Raw genomic sequence first — 18,117 nt, 5'->3', positions numbered from 1 at the left:
ACAACAATCTATGCGAAAACAGCCTAGGCTTAAAATAAAGACTGTGTTAAATTTTAATTTTGATAACTGCTCGTTTTTTAGCTCATTTTACAGTAAAGAAAGGAACCAAAAGCAAATAAGTTTGCTTTGGTTCCTTTCTTTACTGTACCTTTCAGCTGTGCTGAAAGGCGTGTGAAACGGCAGATTCACACGAATGAGCTAAAAAACAACAGTGTCCTTTAACAAAGCCAAAATGAAAAAGCCCCTCCTAATATGCAAGGGTTCTTTCATTTTTGTTTCAACAAATCTTTAGAGATAGCTTGTCCTTCAGCTGACATACCGTTATTTTACTCTTTTTTCCAGAGTATAAAAATCCTCCTCCAAAGACATCATCTTTTGTTCCATTAAGACCCTTGCATCATAAAGAGCTTGATTGTAAATGAGAGGGCCCAGTTTTTCTTTAAAAAAATCAAAATACTGCTCAGCAGCCAGCCTCCCAATTTCTTCTCCATGCTCATTATAAATAAACTGCTGAATATCCGAAATAAGCCTGTCCTTTGCTTCTTTTTCCAATTTTAACTTGATCATCTATAAACACTCCTTTTTAAAATGAAGGATTCGATAAAGCTCAATACTGATATTTGACCCAATGATAATTGGATCGGATATATGAAACTACTGCGGAATAGCGCTTTATGGGAAACCCCTTGTAAAGCGAGTGCCTGCAGAGGAAATCAACCTGTAGGATGATACATGCACAACCAATTACTCAGTTAAAGTCTAAAATTAGAACTCAATCCAAAGTTGATAGCAGCGGAAGGCACGAGACTCCTGCGGGAAAAGCTGGCATGGGGAGACCCCGCAGGAGCTTGCGACGAGGAGGCTCCCGGCCGCCCCGCGGAAAGCGAGTACCTGTAGAGGAAATCAACCTGCAGTATGATACATGCACAACCAATTACTCAGTTAAAGCCTAAAATTAGAACTCAATCCAAAGTTGATTGCAGCGGAAGGCACGAGACTCCTGCGGGATCAGCGTGTCAGGGAAGACCCCGCAGGAACCTGCGACGAGGAGGCTTCCTTGCGCGACCCGCGGAAAGCGAGTGCCTGCAGCGTAAATCAACCAGCACGACCAACAGCGCTATGCATGTATTAGTTAGAACCCCCTATTAAAATAAAAACGCTTCGTGTCCTTTTTTTCTCTTTGGACATTAAGCGTCTTTGCTTTCTTCCTTTTCTTTATGTTTCAGCTTCTTCATCATCATATTTGAAAAATAGTACCCCGCCGTTAACGATGCTGCATCGATAATAAATAAGGTCCAGGTACGTGTATATCCCTTATAAACGGATGCAACGATCAGTGCCACCGTAAGGACAAGACCAATAATCTGGTTAAACGTAACTCTTGTAAAAAAGACAACCAGAATCCCCGGAAGAAAAAGGGCTGCTAAAATCTGATCAACCATCTGACCGCTCACCTCTTATTATGAGAGATATTCCCACCAATGCCCAAAAAGAACCATTGGCGAACTCGCTCTTTTTGAAAATCACCTTATCTATAAATTTTTCACAAATACGAAAAAAAAACAAGTGGTTTTTCATTTATTTTCTGATAAATCCAATTCCAAAGGAAGAAAGGCTTTTTTTACCTGCATACTTTTCCAAGAAATACTTTAGTATAAAGGCTTTGTTAATGGACGCTGTTGTTATTAGCTTACCTGTGTAAAAAACCCCCATGAATGAGCTAAACACGAGCACTCTCAACATTTAAAATTAACAAAGCCTTTTTAAGAATACTTTTAATTGGTTCAGATTGGAATCCGCTTTTTCAGCTTCCTTTATTTCCATCAACAATCGATTCGGTAATAAAGCTTAAATCGCTGTGCTCAATAAATTTTTCATTGAGCATATCCGGCAGCACATCATTTAAAAAATATTGAACACAAGCCAAATCCTTGAATTGCAGTATGGTTTTCAGAGATTCCTCGTAAATTTCCTGGAACAGCGGCTCAGGGTTTCCTTTTTGGATTTCTCCGAAGGATTCATATAATAAATCGACCTTATCAGATACGGCCAATATCATGCCCTCCAGTGTGTCATCCTTCCCTTCGCGGAATCTTTCCAAGTAGATTTCCTGATATTCTTTGGGGAACTCCCGATAGATAAATTTCTTCGTCATCTGGTCCTCTACCTGGCTGAATAAATCATGAAGCTCATCTGAAGCGTACTTCACAGGCGTTTTAATATCCCCTGTAAATAATTCAGGATAATCGTGATTCAAAGCTTTCTCATATAGGGACTTCCAATTCACCTGGCTCCCATGCTTTTCCTCAACTGTGCCCATAAACTGAGCTATTTTGGTTACCTTAAAAGAATGGCTTGCGACTGAATGGTCTTCAAATTTAAATTTTCCTGGACAACGATAAAGCTTCTCCAGGTCTGAAAGACTTTTAAAGTATTGATGGATTCCCAAATGCTATGCCCTCCTATCGTGCTGTGTCTGGTCTGTGAATAGCAGTCGCCTGAATTGGCCCGGCTTTTTTGGTTTCAATTAGAACCGTTAAGCTGATCAGTGTCACAAGGATGGTTGCTCCCATATCGGAAAGAATGGCAATCCAGAGTGTAAGCAAGCCTGGAATGGTCAGTAGAAGAGCCGCCACTTTCAGGCCCAGTGCAAGCCCGATGTTCAGCTTGATCACCCTGTTTACTTTTTTAGAAAGAGAAATGGCAGCCGGCAGCTTTCCTAAATGATCCTGCATCAAGACAATATCCGCTGTTTCAATGGCACTGTCTGTCCCTTTCCCCATTGCAATTCCGATATCAGCAGCTGCCAGTGCAGGTGCATCGTTAATGCCGTCTCCCACCATGGCCGTTTTTCCGCTTTTCGTCAGAGCCCTTACCTTTTCCACCTTTTCATCCGGTAAAAGCTCTGCAAAGTACTCATGAATCCCAATAGTACTGGATACCTTTTCGGCCGTTTTTTGATGGTCGCCTGTCAGCATCACTGTTTCTTTTATTCCCAATTTATGAAGATTGTCTAACATTCCTTTGCTTTCCCTGCGAATTTCATCAGCAATCCCGAAAAGTCCCAGCACCTTTTCGTTAGAGGCTGCTGCCACAAGCGTGTACCCTCTGGATTTTAACTCCTGTATGTCCTGTTTGTTTGATTTAGAAAGAATCGCAGAATCGATCCCTTTTTCATTACCAATAAAGTATTCTCCCCCGTTGATAGTAGCTCTAACACCCTGTCCAGGGATCACTGTCACATTTTCAGGCTCCAGGAGGACTGCTTGATGCTCCTCTAAAGCCTTTTTCAACACTGCTTTTGCAAGTGGATGAGAAGAAGATTTTTCTACAGATGCTGCTATGGAAAAAAAGGTATCATCATATATTTTTATATCTTCTACAACCGGTTCGCCCTTTGTTAAAGTGCCCGTTTTATCAAAGGCGATAATGTCGAGCTTTCCAAGCTGTTCGAGATAAATTCCGCCCTTTACCAAAATTCCATTTCGAGCATTTCGGGTTATCCCCGATACGATTGCAATCGGAGAAGAGATAATTAACGCACACGGACAGCCCACAATTAAAACTGCCAGCCCCTGATAGATCCATGTATGCCAATCTCCTCCCATAAACAGAGGGGGAATCAGGATCACCATTGCAGCAATGACCATAATGATGGGTGTGTAATACCTCGCAAAGCGATTAATAAATTGTTCTGTGGGGGTTTTGGTTTCCTGTGCCTCCTCCACCAGATGGAGAATTTTAGCAAGCGAGGAGTCTTGATACGCCTTTTCAAGCTGTACTTTTAACAGCCCATCATGATTAAGGCTGCCTCCATAAACAGCGTCGCCTTTTTGCTTTGTAAGCGGCATGGATTCACCTGTTATGGCCGCTTCATCCACGGAACTAATACCTTCTATTATAATACCGTCTGAAGGAATTTTCTGTCCTGCTTTTACAAGAACTGTGTCACCGGCCTTTAGGCTTTCAATGGAAACAATCTGCTCCTCTCCATTTATAAGCAGCACTGCTTCCTTCGGGGCTACCTCCAACAGGCTTTCCATTGACTTTCTTGCCTTTTCCATGCCGAGTCCTTCAAGATATTCATTAATGCCGAAAAGAATGGCTACAAAGGTCCCTTCCCGCCACTGCCCGATACAAAAAGCCCCAACTAAGGAAATGGTCATTAACGTATCAATATTAAATTTTAAAGAAAATAAATTCTTTAGGCCTTTTATAAAGGTTTGGTAGCCGCTGATGATAGCAGCTAAAAGATATAAAGGAATGACAGTCGTTTGATTTACATGGCTGCCAAACAGGAGTGCTGCCAGAAAGAGAACTGCAGACATTCCAATCAGCAGCTTAATGGACGGACCGTGCTGATGCCCATGAGTATGTCCATGATGAGAATGATCATGGGCATGGCTATGGACTCCACCCCCGCCAGCTGCAGGTGCTACAATGGCCGCCCCGTCCCCAGCCAGTATTTTCTGCACTCGATCCATTGGTACACCATCTGGTATGACCAGCTTGCTTGAATTAAAAAGAATCCTTGCTTCTTTTCCGTTTTCGAGTTTTTGTATTTGTTCTTCCATCTCTCTGGCGCAATTCGCACAGGAAAGTCCCTGTAATTTATATTCAGCCATGCCCATCCCCCATTATCGTTCTTGTATGAACGGTACTTTTGTCTTTCATCGATGGTCCTGTTTCTTTTAAAAAGGTTCTGCAAATCATGCTTGTTGATTTCCGCTTCAGGCGACGGTAGTCGAGCTCCTTGTCGCATCTCCTGCGGGGGCTTCCCTAACAGCTTTTCCAAGCATGAGCCAAGTGCCTTTTTCTCCAATCAACATCGTTCTTTAACATAGCCTTTTTAAAAATAGTATCAATTCTATTTTCTATCGGATTTCTACTTCCTTGCTGCTTGCCAGCTCCTAAACCTTGTAACGAAATTATTGATGGTTTGCGTGTTCAATGGCTTGGGAAAGAAGATGCATGACATGATCATCGTCGTGGGAATAAAACAGAGTTGTTCCTTCCCTCCTGTACTTAACCAGTCTTAAATTCTTCAAAAATCTCAGCTGGTGGGAAACCGTGGATTGCAAGAGCGATAGCTGCTCGGCAATCTCGTTTACGGAACACTCCTTACTTTCCAGCAGATGCAGGATGCGAATCCTCGTAGGATCCGATAATGCCTTAAACGTTTGAGAAACGATAAATAAGGTATCTTTATCCAGCTCTCCCTTAAACGTATCCTGTTTTTTTGTGTTTACTGCATTAAAATCCATATGGGATCACTCCTAGTACACTCACTATATGAGTATATGCGCATATATGTTACTGCTATTGTAGGGAAAGTGTTATGGATGGTCAAGCTATTCCATTCGTCAGCTTTTACATACATGCAGTTTTTTTGTTTTATGAAAACACTAAAATTGGGGCGAATAAAGATGTCGTTATATCCGGATTTGCACATTCGTTCTCCTATCCTGCACACTAAAAAAACTCGCTTAAAGCGAGTTTTCAGGAAACTAATTGGACATGAAAGAGGTCCTCACTTTGCTCTTAAACAGGAGGAGACGGCTTTTCGCGACTCACTATCTGAATTCGTTTTTTTCCAGCCATTTGCCTGAAATAATCTTTATTCACCAAAACAATTCCTATGATTATCGTGAATCCCCCGATGAACGAGAGAAAAGAAAGGGGCTCTTTGTTTAAAATGGCTCCAAGGAGCAAGGCTATTAAAGGCGAGATATAAAGCCAGGTGGACGGAAATACCGGATTGGTTTTTGCCACGAGCCAATAGAAAATGGTGTGTGCCACCATGGAACCAATAACGATTAAATAGATAAGTGAAAAAAGTGCCTTTAGTGTCAGCATGGAGCTGATATGCACATGTTCCGTAAACAATGATAAAACAAACAGCATCGCTCCTCCATAAATCATCTGGGCAGCATTCAATGCAATGGGAGATGTATTTTGAAACCGCTGGACAACACGTTTGGAATACACAGCCCCAGCAGAATAGAAGAATTGGCTCAACATGATTGCGATGCAGCCAAAAACCCAAAGCCTGCTTACTTTAATCATTAATCCAGGCAGTAAAAGCAAAATGACCCCTGCCATTCCCGTGATACATCCTGCAATCGATGTGACAGAAAGTCTTTTTCGTGAAATCGCTGCCTGAAGAAGCAGAGTAATGAGCGGCCCTGTTGCGGAAAGAATCGCTGCAATTCCAGAGCTTAAATATTGTTCAGACCAATACAAAATTGCAAACGTTCCAAAGGTTAGGCCTGCCGCTGTCAAGACCATTTCCCTGCGCAGCAATAGAGAAAACCGCGCCTTTCTTTGCCGTACCATCCATAAAAATAATATACTTCCGGCCAGGAAGAAACGGAGACCTGCAGAGAAAAAGGGCGGCGCTCCCGCATCAACCCCCACCTTAATGGCTAAAAAAGTGGTTCCGAATATAAGGCACATTAAGACATAATTGAACAGTACCAAATCAATTCCTCCTTTTCTTCTACTAGGGCTGCTTTCGCAAAAATTGTGCTGTACGCATAAAGGACAAAACCCTTTATAGCCCTTCTTCACAACAGCTTTTTGTTTTTCTTACTTCCATCATAAATCCCAAGGTACAGAACAGATGAAAATCAACAGAACAGTTTTCAGAATAATCTTGTATAATGGCAGAAAAGGAGGTCTTTTATGAAAAAAACGGTACACTCAAATGCCCCTGCAGAGAAGCTCTATGAACAGGTTTATGATTATCTTCTGGAAAGGATTCGCAGAGGGGAATGGGCGGCACACGAAAAGCTCCCTTCTATCAGAGAACTCGCGAACCAGCTTGACGTGCACCGGTTAACGGTCTTTAAAGCCTTTCAATTGCTTAAACTGAATAAAAAAGTATTTGTAAAGGATAAATCCGGGTACTATGTTTTGCCGGACAGCCTGATGCTCATTGATACACAGCAAAACCCCATAATTTCTGCTTGTGTCTATGAAAACAGTCTTTCTGAAATCCATCAGGTCAAGGCTGAATATCAATTCTCAAAGGCCTTGCTCGACCCGAATCTATTGCCAAATCATTATTTATCTTCCTATGTTAAAAAAGTATTTGATCTATATCCTAAAGTGCTTGGTACATATTCTACGATACAGGGAGATTTGGAGCTTCGTGAAGCTCTTTGCCGCTATTTCACAGATGAATACTATTTCCATTTGGACGCGGATGAGCTATTAATCACTGCCGGCTCACAAGAGGCCATTGATTTAGCAGCACGATTACTGGTAAAACCAAGAGATACGGTTCTGATTGAAAGACCAACCTACAGCCCTGCTATTGATGTGTTTAGGCGACAAGGTGCAGACATCCTTCCCGTCGAAATCCATCCTTATGGCTATCAATTGGAACAGGTAGAGAGTCTGATGAAAAAGTATAAGCCCCGCCTTTTTTATCTCAATCCTACTTTTCACAATCCGACTGGCTACACGGTCCCTCCAGAGCAGCGAAAAAAATTAATTGAGCTGGCTTCTTCCTATCAATGCCTGCTTATAGAGGACGATCCTTACCGGGATATCTATTTCGGCCAGAAGCCGCCCCTGCCGCTTTTCAGCTATGATACTACAGGATGTGTCATTTATATTAGAAGCTTCAGCAAGTATATTGCCCCCGGCTTAAGCATTGCAACAGTCGCTTGCCGGCATCCCCTAATGAAAAGCCTTGTGAAAACAAAATCACTATCGGATAACGGGACGCCTTTGCTGAACCAAAAAATCTTTTTGCATTACTTCTTTTCCGAAAGACTGCAGCAGCATTTAGAAAAGCTGCGGATCGCCCTTGAAATTCGCAAGAACATAATGGAGGAAGAATTAGCTGAAACGGGCTGGAAATGGTCATCTCCGGCCGGGGGCTTTAATTTATGGATTTCACTGCCCGAGGCACCATCAATGGAAAAACTTCTTGAAAAAAGCATAGAGCAATCCATTTCCTTTGTTCCCGGATCCATCTGCGATCCGCTTAGAGAATATCACTCATGGATCCGTTTGTGTTATTCCTACTTAAATGAGCAGCAATTGCGGGATGGATTGAATCGGTTTATCGGCATTTTCCGTTAGCCTTTTCTATGAAGGCTCTTTTTGTAAACTTTGTTGCTATTGGGCACAAAAATACCATTTTAAACATAGAAGTCAGTCATCATACTGGTGAATAGCACTCGAAAAGATGCGACGAAGACAGACGGCATACGGAAAAATCCTTTATACGTAAAAGCAACAATCTATGCGAAAACAGCCTCTATGAAAAACGTTGAGTGTAACTCTGTACAAAAAAGACCATAAGAAAAGGGCTGCTTCTGCAGCCCTCTATTCATCTTGCTTTTTTTGAACAAGGCCAATACCCAGACCGACAGGATCAACAAGGTATGCCAGAAAAAAATCATCAAATTCCATTATTTCACTTACAATCCTGGCTCCATTGATTACTGCTTTAGAAATGGCATCTTCCATCGACTCAACTTCAATGTGAATACGCGTTCCATGCGGAAAATCACTTGGACCTCTGCTGATTCCCCCATCGATTCCAGTATTGTTCTCTTCGCCCGTTGCGGCTGGCCAGTATTCCCACTGGGGTTCAGTCATTTTCCACCCAAAAACATTCGAATAAAATGCTGCGGCTTTTTCAGGATCTTGACTGTTCAACTCAAAACCAATGACTCTTCCCATGAATCTCCCCTGCCCTTACATTATTTTTGTACTGGGGATACATTTCCACATTCAGCTTCATAATACCTTTTTCTTTGTTCCTCACTCTACGTCCCATACTTCTTATAAATAACGAACATAAATATAGGCCATTGAAATCAAAATCGACACCAGCATTAATGGAAAACCAATTAAAAAATAATGTTTAAACGAAATTTTGTACCCTTCTTTGCCTGCAAGTCCTGCGACTATAAGATTTGCGCTTGCTCCAATCAAGGTGCCATTTCCTCCAAGGCAGGCTCCAAGAGAAAGGCTCCACCATAGAGGCTCTAAGTGGGAAATCCCCATTCCCCCCATATCTTTTATGAGAGGAATCATTGTGGCAACAAACGGGATATTATCTACGAAGGCGGAAGCAATGGCACTGAGCCAAAGTACAAGAAATGCAGTAGCCGTCTCATTCCCGCCTGTTAAATGGATCGCATACGTTGCAACCTGTTTAATCACTCCTGTTTCCTCCAATCCGGAAACAAGAACAAACAGCCCTGCAAAGAAAAAGATTGTCGTCCATTCTACTTTGGCTAATGACTTTTCTACATAGCGTTCTCCTGATAGCAGTAGCAATAAAAATGCGCCGATCAGTGCTACTGTCGCGGATTCAATTCCGATAAGCTGATGTAAAAAGAAGCCTATGATCGTAAGGAAGAGAATAATCAACGATTTGACCATTAAACGAGGATTGCTAATTTCATCTTTCTCGTTTAATTCCATTATTCTTTGGCGTACCCGGTCATCCACACGGAGCTGTTTGCGGTAAATGCCCACTAATATCAGTAGTGTAACAATAATAATCACCACAATAACAGGAGCTAAATTAGCAATAAATGCTCCAAAGGTCAGCGAATGGACGGCACTTCCAATCATGATATTGGGAGGATCGCCAATCATGGTTGCTGTCCCGCCGATATTGGAAAGCAATATTTCAGAAATCAAAAAAGGCATGGGCGATAAGTTTAATTGCCTAGTGATGCTGAAAGTAATGGGAACCATCAATAAAACCGTTGTGACATTATCCAAAAAGGCTGAACTTATGGCGGTAATCATTGATAAGGCGAGAAGAATAGCCAATGGCTTTCCGTTCACTTTTTTTGCAGACCAGATTGCCACATATTTAAAAACACCCGTCTCAGCAGTGATGCTGACAATGATCATCATACCAATCAATAACCCAAGGGTATTAAAATCAATATGCTCAAGAGCCGTCTCTTGGCCCACAATCCCAAACAGCACCATACATCCGCCGCCCAGCATCGCAACGATGGTACGGTGAATCCTTTCTGAAATGATAAATCCATACGTAATAATGAAGATTCCAATTGCAAGCAAAGCCTGATTCTCCACCTCATCACTTCCTTTCCATTATGGTCGTTTTATTTTCCGAAAAATAAACATGCAAAAAGAGCCTGCCGCCAAAGGACATAAATATCCCTTGGTGACAGGCTCCTCCCATTACGATTTATTTAGTTGCATATATCATACCATAAATTCATACTAAACGGGGTTATTTTCGCTTTTTTTTATGTAAGGCTCTTTTCGTAAACTTTGTTGCTACTTGTATAAATGAATCTAGGATACACAGAATTAGATTGCAAACTAAATGACTTTAGATGAAAAGATGCCACGATGACTACTTCAAACGGACTTTTGCGAAAGCACACCAATCTATGCAAAAACAGCCTTCTGTAAAAAGAGATTTTGGTTGTTGGCAAATTTCGGAGCGAGATCACCTTGCGGCAGCACAGCAATAAGGAAGAAGAACATTTCGAGGTTCACATGCTCAGATTAACTTTTCTTTTTCCTATTAAAAAGACCTTTTTGGGGAAAGTTGTATAAAAAAAATGAGCCGTAACTCGAATCAAGGGCAAATAACGGATATTCATGAGCTATGTAAAGCGGATATTTTATGTTTTTTTATTAATCGGGTAAAACCATGGAGTAATCGGGTAAAAGTATGCGTTAATCGGGTAAAATCACGCGATAATCGGGTGAAAATAGGGTCTAATCGGGTAAACTGAGTATTTGTACCCACCTTCCCCTTTATCCACTTGGACGCATGGAGCCGTGTTTCTGTTTCTATTATGCACAGTGACAGGCTATAAAATGTCCGCCACGCCTACAATTTTTTATAATTACTACCATACACATAAAAACAGCGTGCAAAATGCCTGCACGCCGTTTTTGTCAGCCTAGAAATTATTTATTTAAATCAACCAGATTGGCCGTCTTCATGTAAACAATCCATTCGCAAACGTTCGTGACATAGTCACCAATCCGCTCCAGGTGCTGGGCAACCAGCAGAAAATTAGAAGCCTGATTAATATGCTGGGCATCCTTCTTCATCAAATCAATCAATTCTATGAAAATTTGGGAATACAGCGCATCGATCTGATCATCTTTTTTCGCCACTTCTACCGCTTTTTCCTGATCGAGCTCGATATAGGCTTCAAGGCCGTCACGTACGATTTGTTTAACAAGCTCTCCCATTCTAGGGATGTCAATCAGCGGCTTGATATAAGCTTCACCCTGGAGGCGAAGAGTGGTTTTCGCAATGCTGACGGCATGGTCTGCCATTCTTTCCAGGTCTGTTGAAACCTTCAGCATTGTACCAATCTGGCGGAGATCGCTTCCGACCGGCTGCTGTGTTGCGATCAGCTCAAAGCATTTTTTTTCAATTTCTACTTCTAGTTCATTAATGCGCTGGTCATTCGTAACAACATCGCTTGCTAATTCCGAATCTCTTTCTACTAGCGATTTAACGCTTTTAAAAATAGATTCTTCCACCAGGACACCCATTGTCAGCAAGGATTCATGTAGGCCTTGCAATCTTTCCTCAAACAAACGTCTTGTTACCATGTAGACCAACCCCCGTTGTTTTTTTAGTCGTTTTATCAGCCGAAACGGCCTGATATATAATCTTCTGTCGCTTGTTTTTCCGGGCGGGTAAAAATATCATTGGTATTTCCGTATTCAATGACCTCGCCATTAAGGAAAAAGGCAGTATCATCTGAAACGCGTGCTGCCTGCTGCATGCTGTGCGTGACAATGACAATCGTAAATTTTTCTTTTAATTCAAGGATCAGCTCTTCAATTTTCGAAGTGGAAATAGGATCCAGTGCGGATGCCGGCTCATCCATCAGGATGACTCCCGGCTCAATCGCTAGTACACGAGCAATCACGAGACGCTGCTGCTGCCCGCCGGACATTCCCATCGCTGAACTGTTCAGGCGGTCCTTAACGTCGTCCCATAAAGCTGCCTGGCGAAGACTTTTTTCTACGATTTCATCCAGCACTTTCTTTTTTGTAATACCATGGATACGCGGTCCGTACGCGACATTGTCATAAATGGACATAGGGAATGGATTCGGACGCTGGAACACCATTCCAACATCCCTTCGCAGCTTTACTACGTCGGTTTTTGGATCGTAAATATTGTAGTTGTCGATCCAAATATTTCCTTCGGCACGGAATCCATCCACCAAATCGTTCATCCTGTTAAGCGTGCGAAGAAAAGTAGACTTTCCGCACCCCGAAGGTCCAATTAAGGCTGTAACAGTATTTTTTTTCATATTTAAATTAATGTTTTTTAAAGCATGGAACTGGTCATAATACACGTCCAAGGACTCGGCCTTAATGATTGATTCGGTTTTCTCTGCTTGTTTGATTGCCGTCGTCATCTGCATGATCTCCTTTTTTAAGAATGGCTGCTTTCGCATAGATTGTTGATTTCCGCACAGATCCAATACTCGTTTAATATTTCATCACGACATCTTTTCGCGGATGTTATAACAGGCTAAGATCCTTTGTTTATTAATCATTGAGTCCAGCCGGCAGCAAAATATACGAAAAGAGCCTTAAAGATTATCCAAAGTGGCCAGTGACATAATCTTCTGTCTGTTTCTTTCCAGGGTTAGTGAAGATTTTAGACGTTTCGTCTTCTTCAATTAGATCACCCATATAGAAAAAGGCCGTCCGGTCAGAGATGCGCGCTGCCTGCTGCATATTATGGGTCACAATAATAACGGTGTATTCCCGTTTTAGTTCCATGATCAGTTCTTCAATCTTGCTTGTAGAGATTGGATCCAGCGCGGAAGCCGGTTCATCAAGCAAAAGGATATCCGGTTCCATCGCCAATGCGCGTGCAATGCACAAACGCTGCTGCTGTCCGCCTGATAAAGCAAGTGCGGACTTATTCAGCCTGTCCTTGACTTCATCCCAAATGGCTGCTTTTCGCAGACTTGTTTCAACAATTTCATCTAATACTTTTTTATTTTTAATCCCATGGTGCTTCGGACCATAGGCCACGTTTTCATAGATTGACTTAGGGAAAGGATTAGGACGCTGAAATACCATTCCAATGTTTTTCCGTACTTCAAAGGTATTTACACTGGAATCATTTATATTGGTGCCCTTATAAATAATGCTTCCTTCTGTCCTGGCTCCTTCTATCTCATCGTTCATTCGATTAAGACTGCGCAAGAAAGTGGATTTCCCGCAGCCGGAAGGGCCGATCAGTGCTGTTACTTGATTCTTTGGAAAATCAAGTGAAACACCCTTTAATGCCAGATGACTGCCGTAATAAACCTTTATATCCTTTGTTTCCAGGGCTAAGGCATCTTGGCTGTTCATGGAACTGCTGGATGTTTTTGCATCACTTATAATGAAGGATTTTCTATCCCTATTGATTGTTTCGTTTTCATTCACCGGGTGATTTAATGTTGAAGGCATTTTATCCACTCCTTTAAGATGCTGTCATCTTGCGATAAATCAATTTTCCTATCCATCTTGCTGAAATGTTGAATAACAAAATGAAAATGATCAGTACTGCGGAAGCTCCGCTTGAAATAGCACCGACATCCGGCATGATTCCCTCACCATTAATCTTCCAAATATGGACGGCAAGAGTTTCTGCGGGGCGCAATGGATTTAACGGTGATACAGAATCTAAAGGGTTCCAATCTGTAAAGTCGAGGTTTGCAGAACTCATTCCAGCGGTATAGATTAATGCTGCTGCTTCACCAAAGACTCTTCCAGCTGCTAAAATGACTCCTGTTATAATCCCCGGCAGTGCGGCCGGCAACATAACGGTGGTAATGGTTTCCCATCTTGATACGCCGAGCGCCAGTCCTGCTTCTCTCTGCGTACCGGGAACATTGCGTAATGAATCTTCTACAACCCTTACCATTAATGGCAGGTTAAATACGGTTAATGCGAGGGCGCCAGATAGAATGGAAAAACCCCAGCCCATTTTTAAAACAAAGAATAAAAATCCAAACAAACCAACAACAATGGATGGCAGAGAGGAAAGAACCTCAATGATCGTACGAAGCGTATTAGTGAAGAAATTGTTCTTTGCATACTCGGCCATATAGATTCCAGCTCCCAATGACAGAGGAATACTGATAATCATGGTAATAACAAGCAGATAAAACGAATTGAACAGCTGCGGCCCAATACCGCCTCCAGCCAAAAAGTTCTGCGGCGGGGAAGTAATGAAGTGCCAGCTTACATGCTTCAAACCATTAACAAGTATATATCCTAATAATCCAGCTAAAATTAATACAATCACGAGAGCAATCAAATAGAACACGCCTGTTGCAATGCGGTCTGCGATCTTTGCATTCATTTAAACATCCTCCTGCGTCCTAGTAATCGAACCACCAGAATAAAGACAAGTGACATTAATAATAGAACTAAAGCCAATGACCAGAGTGCATTGTTATCGGCTTGGCCCATGACCGTGTTCCCCATGCCCATTGTTAAAATACTGGTCAGAGTGGCTGCTGGCTGAACCAAAGATTTAGGAAGCACAGCATCATTCCCGATGACCATTTGCACAGCGAGTGCTTCTCCAAATGCCCTTGCCATACCGAATACAATCGCAGTCAATAAACCTGGAAGGGCTGATCGTAATACAACACGATAAATGGTCTGCCAGCGTGTAGCTCCTAGAGCCAGTGACGCCTCACGAAGCGATCCAGGTACAGCCTTAATAGCATCAACAGAAAGACTTGTAATGGTTGGCAGAATCATGACCAAAAGGACGATGGTGCCTGCCCCGATTCCAAATCCGCTGCCGCCTACATGATTTCGGAAGATAGGAATAATGACAGAAAGACCGATAAAGCCATACACAACAGATGGAATTCCCACTAAAAGCTCCATAACAGGCTGGAGAATTCTTTTTCCAAATTGCGGGGAAATTTCCGTCATGAACACGGCTCCCCCAATGGCTAATGGTGAACAAAGCAGTGCTGCTAAAAAGGTAACCCCGAAGGATCCAATAATTAAAGGAAGCGCCCCTACAATCGGGCTGCCGGAAGCATCTTTTGAAGATGGATCCCAGTTTGTTCCTGTAAGAAAACTCAAGACATTTGCTTTATTGACAAAGAATGTACTTAAACCTTTTGAAGCAACCATAAACAGAATGGAAACAGCAATGACTACCATAATTGCAACACACAAGAATGCTGTAATTCGGCCGCGCCTCTCAATTCCAATTTTTGATTTCACTCGCGGTTGCGCTTTTTCTAATTCCATTACTCCTTCCCCTTTCCATGAGGTGGTAGAAAAAGCTGACAAGCCCTGTCCCTTAAGCGTTGATTTTGCAATCAAGTGAACTTAAGGAACCGGGCGCAGGAGCTGGCATTCAGCCCATTTTCAGCTTTAAATCTTTTTTGTTTTTACATTATTTTTTCGTGATAGTTCCCTTTGCGTCACGGTCAACTTTCATATCCGTTACTGGGATATAACCAAGTTTTGATACCAGTGTGCTTTGAACACTGCTTGAATCCATATAATCTAAGAAATCTTTTGTAAGACCTGTAGGTTGTCCGTTTGTATACATATGCTCATAAGCCCAGATTTTCCAAGTGTTATTTTCAACATTAGCTACTGTTGGTTGAACACCATCCACATTTAATGGTTGAATTGTATTATTGAAATAAGAGAACGCTAGATAGCTGATAGCACCAGGTGTTTGGCTTACGATTTTTTGTACAGTACCAGATGAATCTTGTTCTTGTGCTTTTACAGGTGTAGCTCCGCCAAGTGCCCATTTTTCAAATACTGTTCTTGTTCCAGATCCTTGTGCACGGTTGATCACAACGATTTTTTCATCTTTTCCGCCAACTTGTTTCCAGTTTGTCACTTTGCCAGTGAAAATATCGATTAATTGTTTTTTTGTGATGTTGGTAACGCCAGCATCTTTATTTACTACTGGTCCCATACCAACTACTGCTACTTTATGGTCAACGATTTTGCTTGCATCAATTCCTTGCTTTTCTTCTGCAAATACGTCTGAGTTACCAACTTGTACTGCGCCTTCTACAACTTTACTTAAACCAGTGCCGCTTCCGCCGCCTTGTACGTTAATAGTTGCACCAGAATTGTTATTCATATATTCACTCGCAGCTTCCTGAGCTAATGGCTGCAGCGCAGTAGATCCTACAGCTGTGATTGTTCCTGTTGCTCCAGATTTTGCAGCGCCAGTGCTGCCGTCTGTTGCTTTTGCACCATTGCCGGTGTTTGATTTACTTCCGCAGCCTGCTGCTACAAAAGCGAACAACAGCAACATACTGAACATAGCTATGAATCTTTTTTTCATTCTTCATTGCCCCCTAGTAGAGTTATAATTTTGTAACTTACATAGAATAAGATAAGCCCTGGGTATTAAGCCCGTGTTAATGAATTGTTAAGATATTGTAAAGTCGGAACCCTAATTATGAAGTTTCATGTCATTGAAACACCAAAAACTCTCTTTTTTTCGAGTTTATCTGCTTTTTTTCGACCGTATCCAACAAATTTCCACTAACACATTTTTATATCATTTCTCCTTTCTTTCCCCATTTTTCTTTATTACTTTAACCTCTTTATATAAAAAAATTCCTGATTCTTTGGAATCAACATCCATTTTCCGGGGACATTAGTTGGTATAAGACTATTTGGAGGTGCGAATATGCCCGCTAAATCAACGATTACCTCGAGTGAGCTAGGGACGCTTTGGATGACCTATCAGCAAAAAACGCTCACTCTTCATATGCTTGCCTATTTAATTGCCACAGCCAAGGATGATGATGCCAAGGCCATAATGGAGAATTTGTACGAAAAAATCAAGCCTTATATCCATAAAATTGAGACCATATTTCAAAATGAAAATGCGGTTGTTCCAATAGGATTTACAGAAGTGGATGTCAACAAGAGTGCCCCAGCCCTTTATGAGAATGGTATGGACATTCTTTGGCTTCGCTTAATGAAAGAAATCAGCATGGGAATGCATACACTCCATTTAAGCATGTCTACACGTGATGACATCATCCTACTATATCAAGAGCTTACGGCTCTCACACAGGAGGTTTACGCCAGCTGTACACAATACTTATTAAAAAAGGGCTTTTTGGCAACGCCTCCCTATGTCTCCATGCCAAATTCAGTTGAATTTGTTAAAAGTAAAAGCTATATGAGCGGATTTAATCTGATAGGGGATAAACGTTCCCTAAATACAGTAGAGATTGCCCATTTATACCATTCCATCGGATCCAATATCACCGGTATGCAGTTAATTATCAGCTTTGCCCAAACGGCTAAGGATCCAGAAATCAAGAAGTACTTTGTCAAAGGGAAAGAGCTGGCACAAAGCATTATCACGGCGTTCAGCAGTTTTTTCATAGAGAGTAACCTGCCAATACCCGTATCATCAGGCGGATCGATGACAACATCCACGGAGCCTCCTTATTCCGATAAATTTATGATGTACGTCGTCAGCCTTCTTTGCAGCTTCTCACTCGGCAGCAATGCATTGGGAACAGCCTTTAGCTTGAGAAATGATATTTCTGCAAAAGTTATGATCTCTGCAAAGGATGTCTTTGAATATGCACATGAAGGGGCCAAATTAATGGTGAAAAACGGATGGATGGAAGAGCCTCCTCAGGCAGAGGATCGAAACAAATTGAGTAAATAAGAAAAGCGGAGGCGCCTTGCTCATCGGCGTACGGATTCCGTAGTCTCTGACTGAGATAAAGGATACACAGCGAGGTACGAGCTGATGTTGACTTATCGTAGGGAGGAGACGGAGAAATCCGCTAGCCGATAGGCGCCGGAGCTAGACAATAAGAAAAGCGCAGGCGACTTGCTCATCGGCGTACGGATTCCGTAGTCTCTAACTGAGATAAAGGATACACAGCGAGGTACGAGCTGATGTTGACTTATCGTAGGGAGGAGACGGAGAAATCCGCTAGCCGATAGGCGCCGGAGCTAGACAATAAGAAAAGCGAGACGCCTTGCTCATCGGCGGACGGATTCCGTAGTCCCTGACCGAGATAAAGGATACACAGCGAGGTACGAGCTGATGTGGACTTATCGTAGGGAGGAGACGGAGAAATC

Annotated in this window: 17 protein-coding genes; 3 read left to right on the top strand and 14 right to left on the bottom strand. The window is 42.1% G+C overall.

Annotated features, from left to right (window positions below; genetic code table 11):
• Positions 1–321: 321 nt before the first annotated feature.
• Positions 322–567, bottom strand: a complete 246-nt coding sequence (locus A5N88_RS20865) for a DUF2164 domain-containing protein (RefSeq protein WP_066269609.1) — start codon at positions 565–567, stop codon at positions 322–324.
• A gap of 158 nt (positions 568–725) precedes the next feature.
• Here A5N88_RS20865 and A5N88_RS25215 point away from each other — a divergent pair, with 158 nt between their 5' ends.
• Entirely contained in the window at positions 726–953 is a 228-nt protein-coding gene (locus tag A5N88_RS25215; protein ID WP_157090746.1) for a hypothetical protein, read from the top strand.
• A gap of 234 nt (positions 954–1,187) precedes the next feature.
• Here the strand turns inward: A5N88_RS25215 and A5N88_RS20860 are convergent, their stop codons facing one another.
• The 5 genes from A5N88_RS20860 to A5N88_RS20840 all read right to left on the bottom strand — a co-directional run bounded on the left by A5N88_RS20860 (position 1,188) and on the right by A5N88_RS20840 (position 6,480).
• Positions 1,188–1,442: a CsbA family protein gene (locus A5N88_RS20860; RefSeq protein ID WP_066269607.1), complete on the bottom strand. Its 255-nt coding sequence runs from the start codon at positions 1,440–1,442 to the stop codon at positions 1,188–1,190.
• Positions 1,443–1,804: 362 nt separating this feature from the next.
• Entirely contained in the window at positions 1,805–2,449 is a 645-nt protein-coding gene (locus A5N88_RS20855; protein WP_066269605.1) for an HD domain-containing protein, read from the bottom strand.
• Between the two features lie 13 nt (positions 2,450–2,462).
• Complete coding sequence (locus A5N88_RS20850; RefSeq protein ID WP_066269603.1) at positions 2,463–4,625, bottom strand: heavy metal translocating P-type ATPase; 2,163 nt, start codon at positions 4,623–4,625, stop codon at positions 2,463–2,465.
• A gap of 303 nt (positions 4,626–4,928) precedes the next feature.
• Positions 4,929–5,264: an ArsR/SmtB family transcription factor gene (locus tag A5N88_RS20845; RefSeq protein ID WP_066269601.1), complete on the bottom strand. Its 336-nt coding sequence runs from the start codon at positions 5,262–5,264 to the stop codon at positions 4,929–4,931.
• 277 nt (positions 5,265–5,541) lie between these two features.
• Positions 5,542–6,480 (bottom strand): DMT family transporter, encoded by a 939-nt coding sequence (locus A5N88_RS20840; protein WP_066269599.1) that lies wholly within the window; start codon positions 6,478–6,480, stop codon positions 5,542–5,544.
• Between the two features lie 204 nt (positions 6,481–6,684).
• Between A5N88_RS20840 and A5N88_RS20835 the strand changes: the two genes are divergently transcribed.
• Complete coding sequence (locus A5N88_RS20835) at positions 6,685–8,094, top strand: aminotransferase-like domain-containing protein (protein ID WP_066269597.1); 1,410 nt, start codon at positions 6,685–6,687, stop codon at positions 8,092–8,094.
• Between the two features lie 246 nt (positions 8,095–8,340).
• Here the strand turns inward: A5N88_RS20835 and A5N88_RS20830 are convergent, their stop codons facing one another.
• From A5N88_RS20830 to A5N88_RS20795, 8 genes are all read right to left on the bottom strand, one after another.
• Positions 8,341–8,700 carry a VOC family protein gene (locus A5N88_RS20830; protein WP_066269595.1) on the bottom strand — a complete coding sequence of 120 codons (360 nt, stop codon included), beginning with the start codon at positions 8,698–8,700 and terminating at the stop codon, positions 8,341–8,343.
• A gap of 102 nt (positions 8,701–8,802) precedes the next feature.
• Entirely contained in the window at positions 8,803–10,080 is a 1,278-nt protein-coding gene (locus tag A5N88_RS20825; RefSeq protein ID WP_066269593.1) for an ArsB/NhaD family transporter, read from the bottom strand.
• An 852-nt stretch (positions 10,081–10,932) separates the two neighbouring features.
• On the bottom strand, positions 10,933–11,592 hold the full coding sequence (phoU, locus tag A5N88_RS20820; RefSeq protein ID WP_066269591.1) for a phosphate signaling complex protein PhoU: 660 nt from the start codon (positions 11,590–11,592) through the stop codon (positions 10,933–10,935).
• A 35-nt stretch (positions 11,593–11,627) separates the two neighbouring features.
• Positions 11,628–12,413 carry a phosphate ABC transporter ATP-binding protein PstB gene (pstB, locus tag A5N88_RS20815; protein ID WP_066269589.1) on the bottom strand — a complete coding sequence of 262 codons (786 nt, stop codon included), beginning with the start codon at positions 12,411–12,413 and terminating at the stop codon, positions 11,628–11,630.
• Positions 12,414–12,597: 184 nt separating this feature from the next.
• A complete protein-coding gene (gene pstB, locus A5N88_RS20810; RefSeq protein ID WP_066270751.1) occupies positions 12,598–13,365 on the bottom strand; it encodes a phosphate ABC transporter ATP-binding protein PstB in 768 nt (255 codons plus the stop codon).
• Between the two features lie 112 nt (positions 13,366–13,477).
• A complete protein-coding gene (gene pstA / locus A5N88_RS20805) occupies positions 13,478–14,362 on the bottom strand; it encodes a phosphate ABC transporter permease PstA (protein ID WP_066269587.1) in 885 nt (294 codons plus the stop codon).
• Positions 14,359–15,276: a phosphate ABC transporter permease subunit PstC gene (pstC, locus tag A5N88_RS20800; protein ID WP_066269585.1), complete on the bottom strand. Its 918-nt coding sequence runs from the start codon at positions 15,274–15,276 to the stop codon at positions 14,359–14,361. The genes pstA and pstC overlap by 4 nt, the downstream gene beginning before the upstream one ends.
• Positions 15,277–15,424: 148 nt before the next feature.
• Positions 15,425–16,342 carry a phosphate ABC transporter substrate-binding protein PstS family protein gene (locus A5N88_RS20795; RefSeq protein ID WP_066269583.1) on the bottom strand — a complete coding sequence of 306 codons (918 nt, stop codon included), beginning with the start codon at positions 16,340–16,342 and terminating at the stop codon, positions 15,425–15,427.
• A gap of 351 nt (positions 16,343–16,693) precedes the next feature.
• Here A5N88_RS20795 and A5N88_RS20790 point away from each other — a divergent pair, with 351 nt between their 5' ends.
• The gene (locus tag A5N88_RS20790) at positions 16,694–17,695 is read left to right on the top strand and encodes a DUF3231 family protein (protein ID WP_066269581.1); all 1,002 of its coding nucleotides are present in this window, start codon (positions 16,694–16,696) and stop codon (positions 17,693–17,695) included.
• The last annotated feature ends 422 nt before the right edge of the window (positions 17,696–18,117 follow it).

The organism is Heyndrickxia acidicola (assembly GCF_001636425.1).
Taxonomy (GTDB): Bacteria; Bacillota; Bacilli; order Bacillales; family Bacillaceae_C; genus Bacillus_AE; species Bacillus_AE acidicola.
Note: the sequence above shows the minus strand (reverse complement) of the source record. Positions and strands in the feature narration are given on the sequence as shown.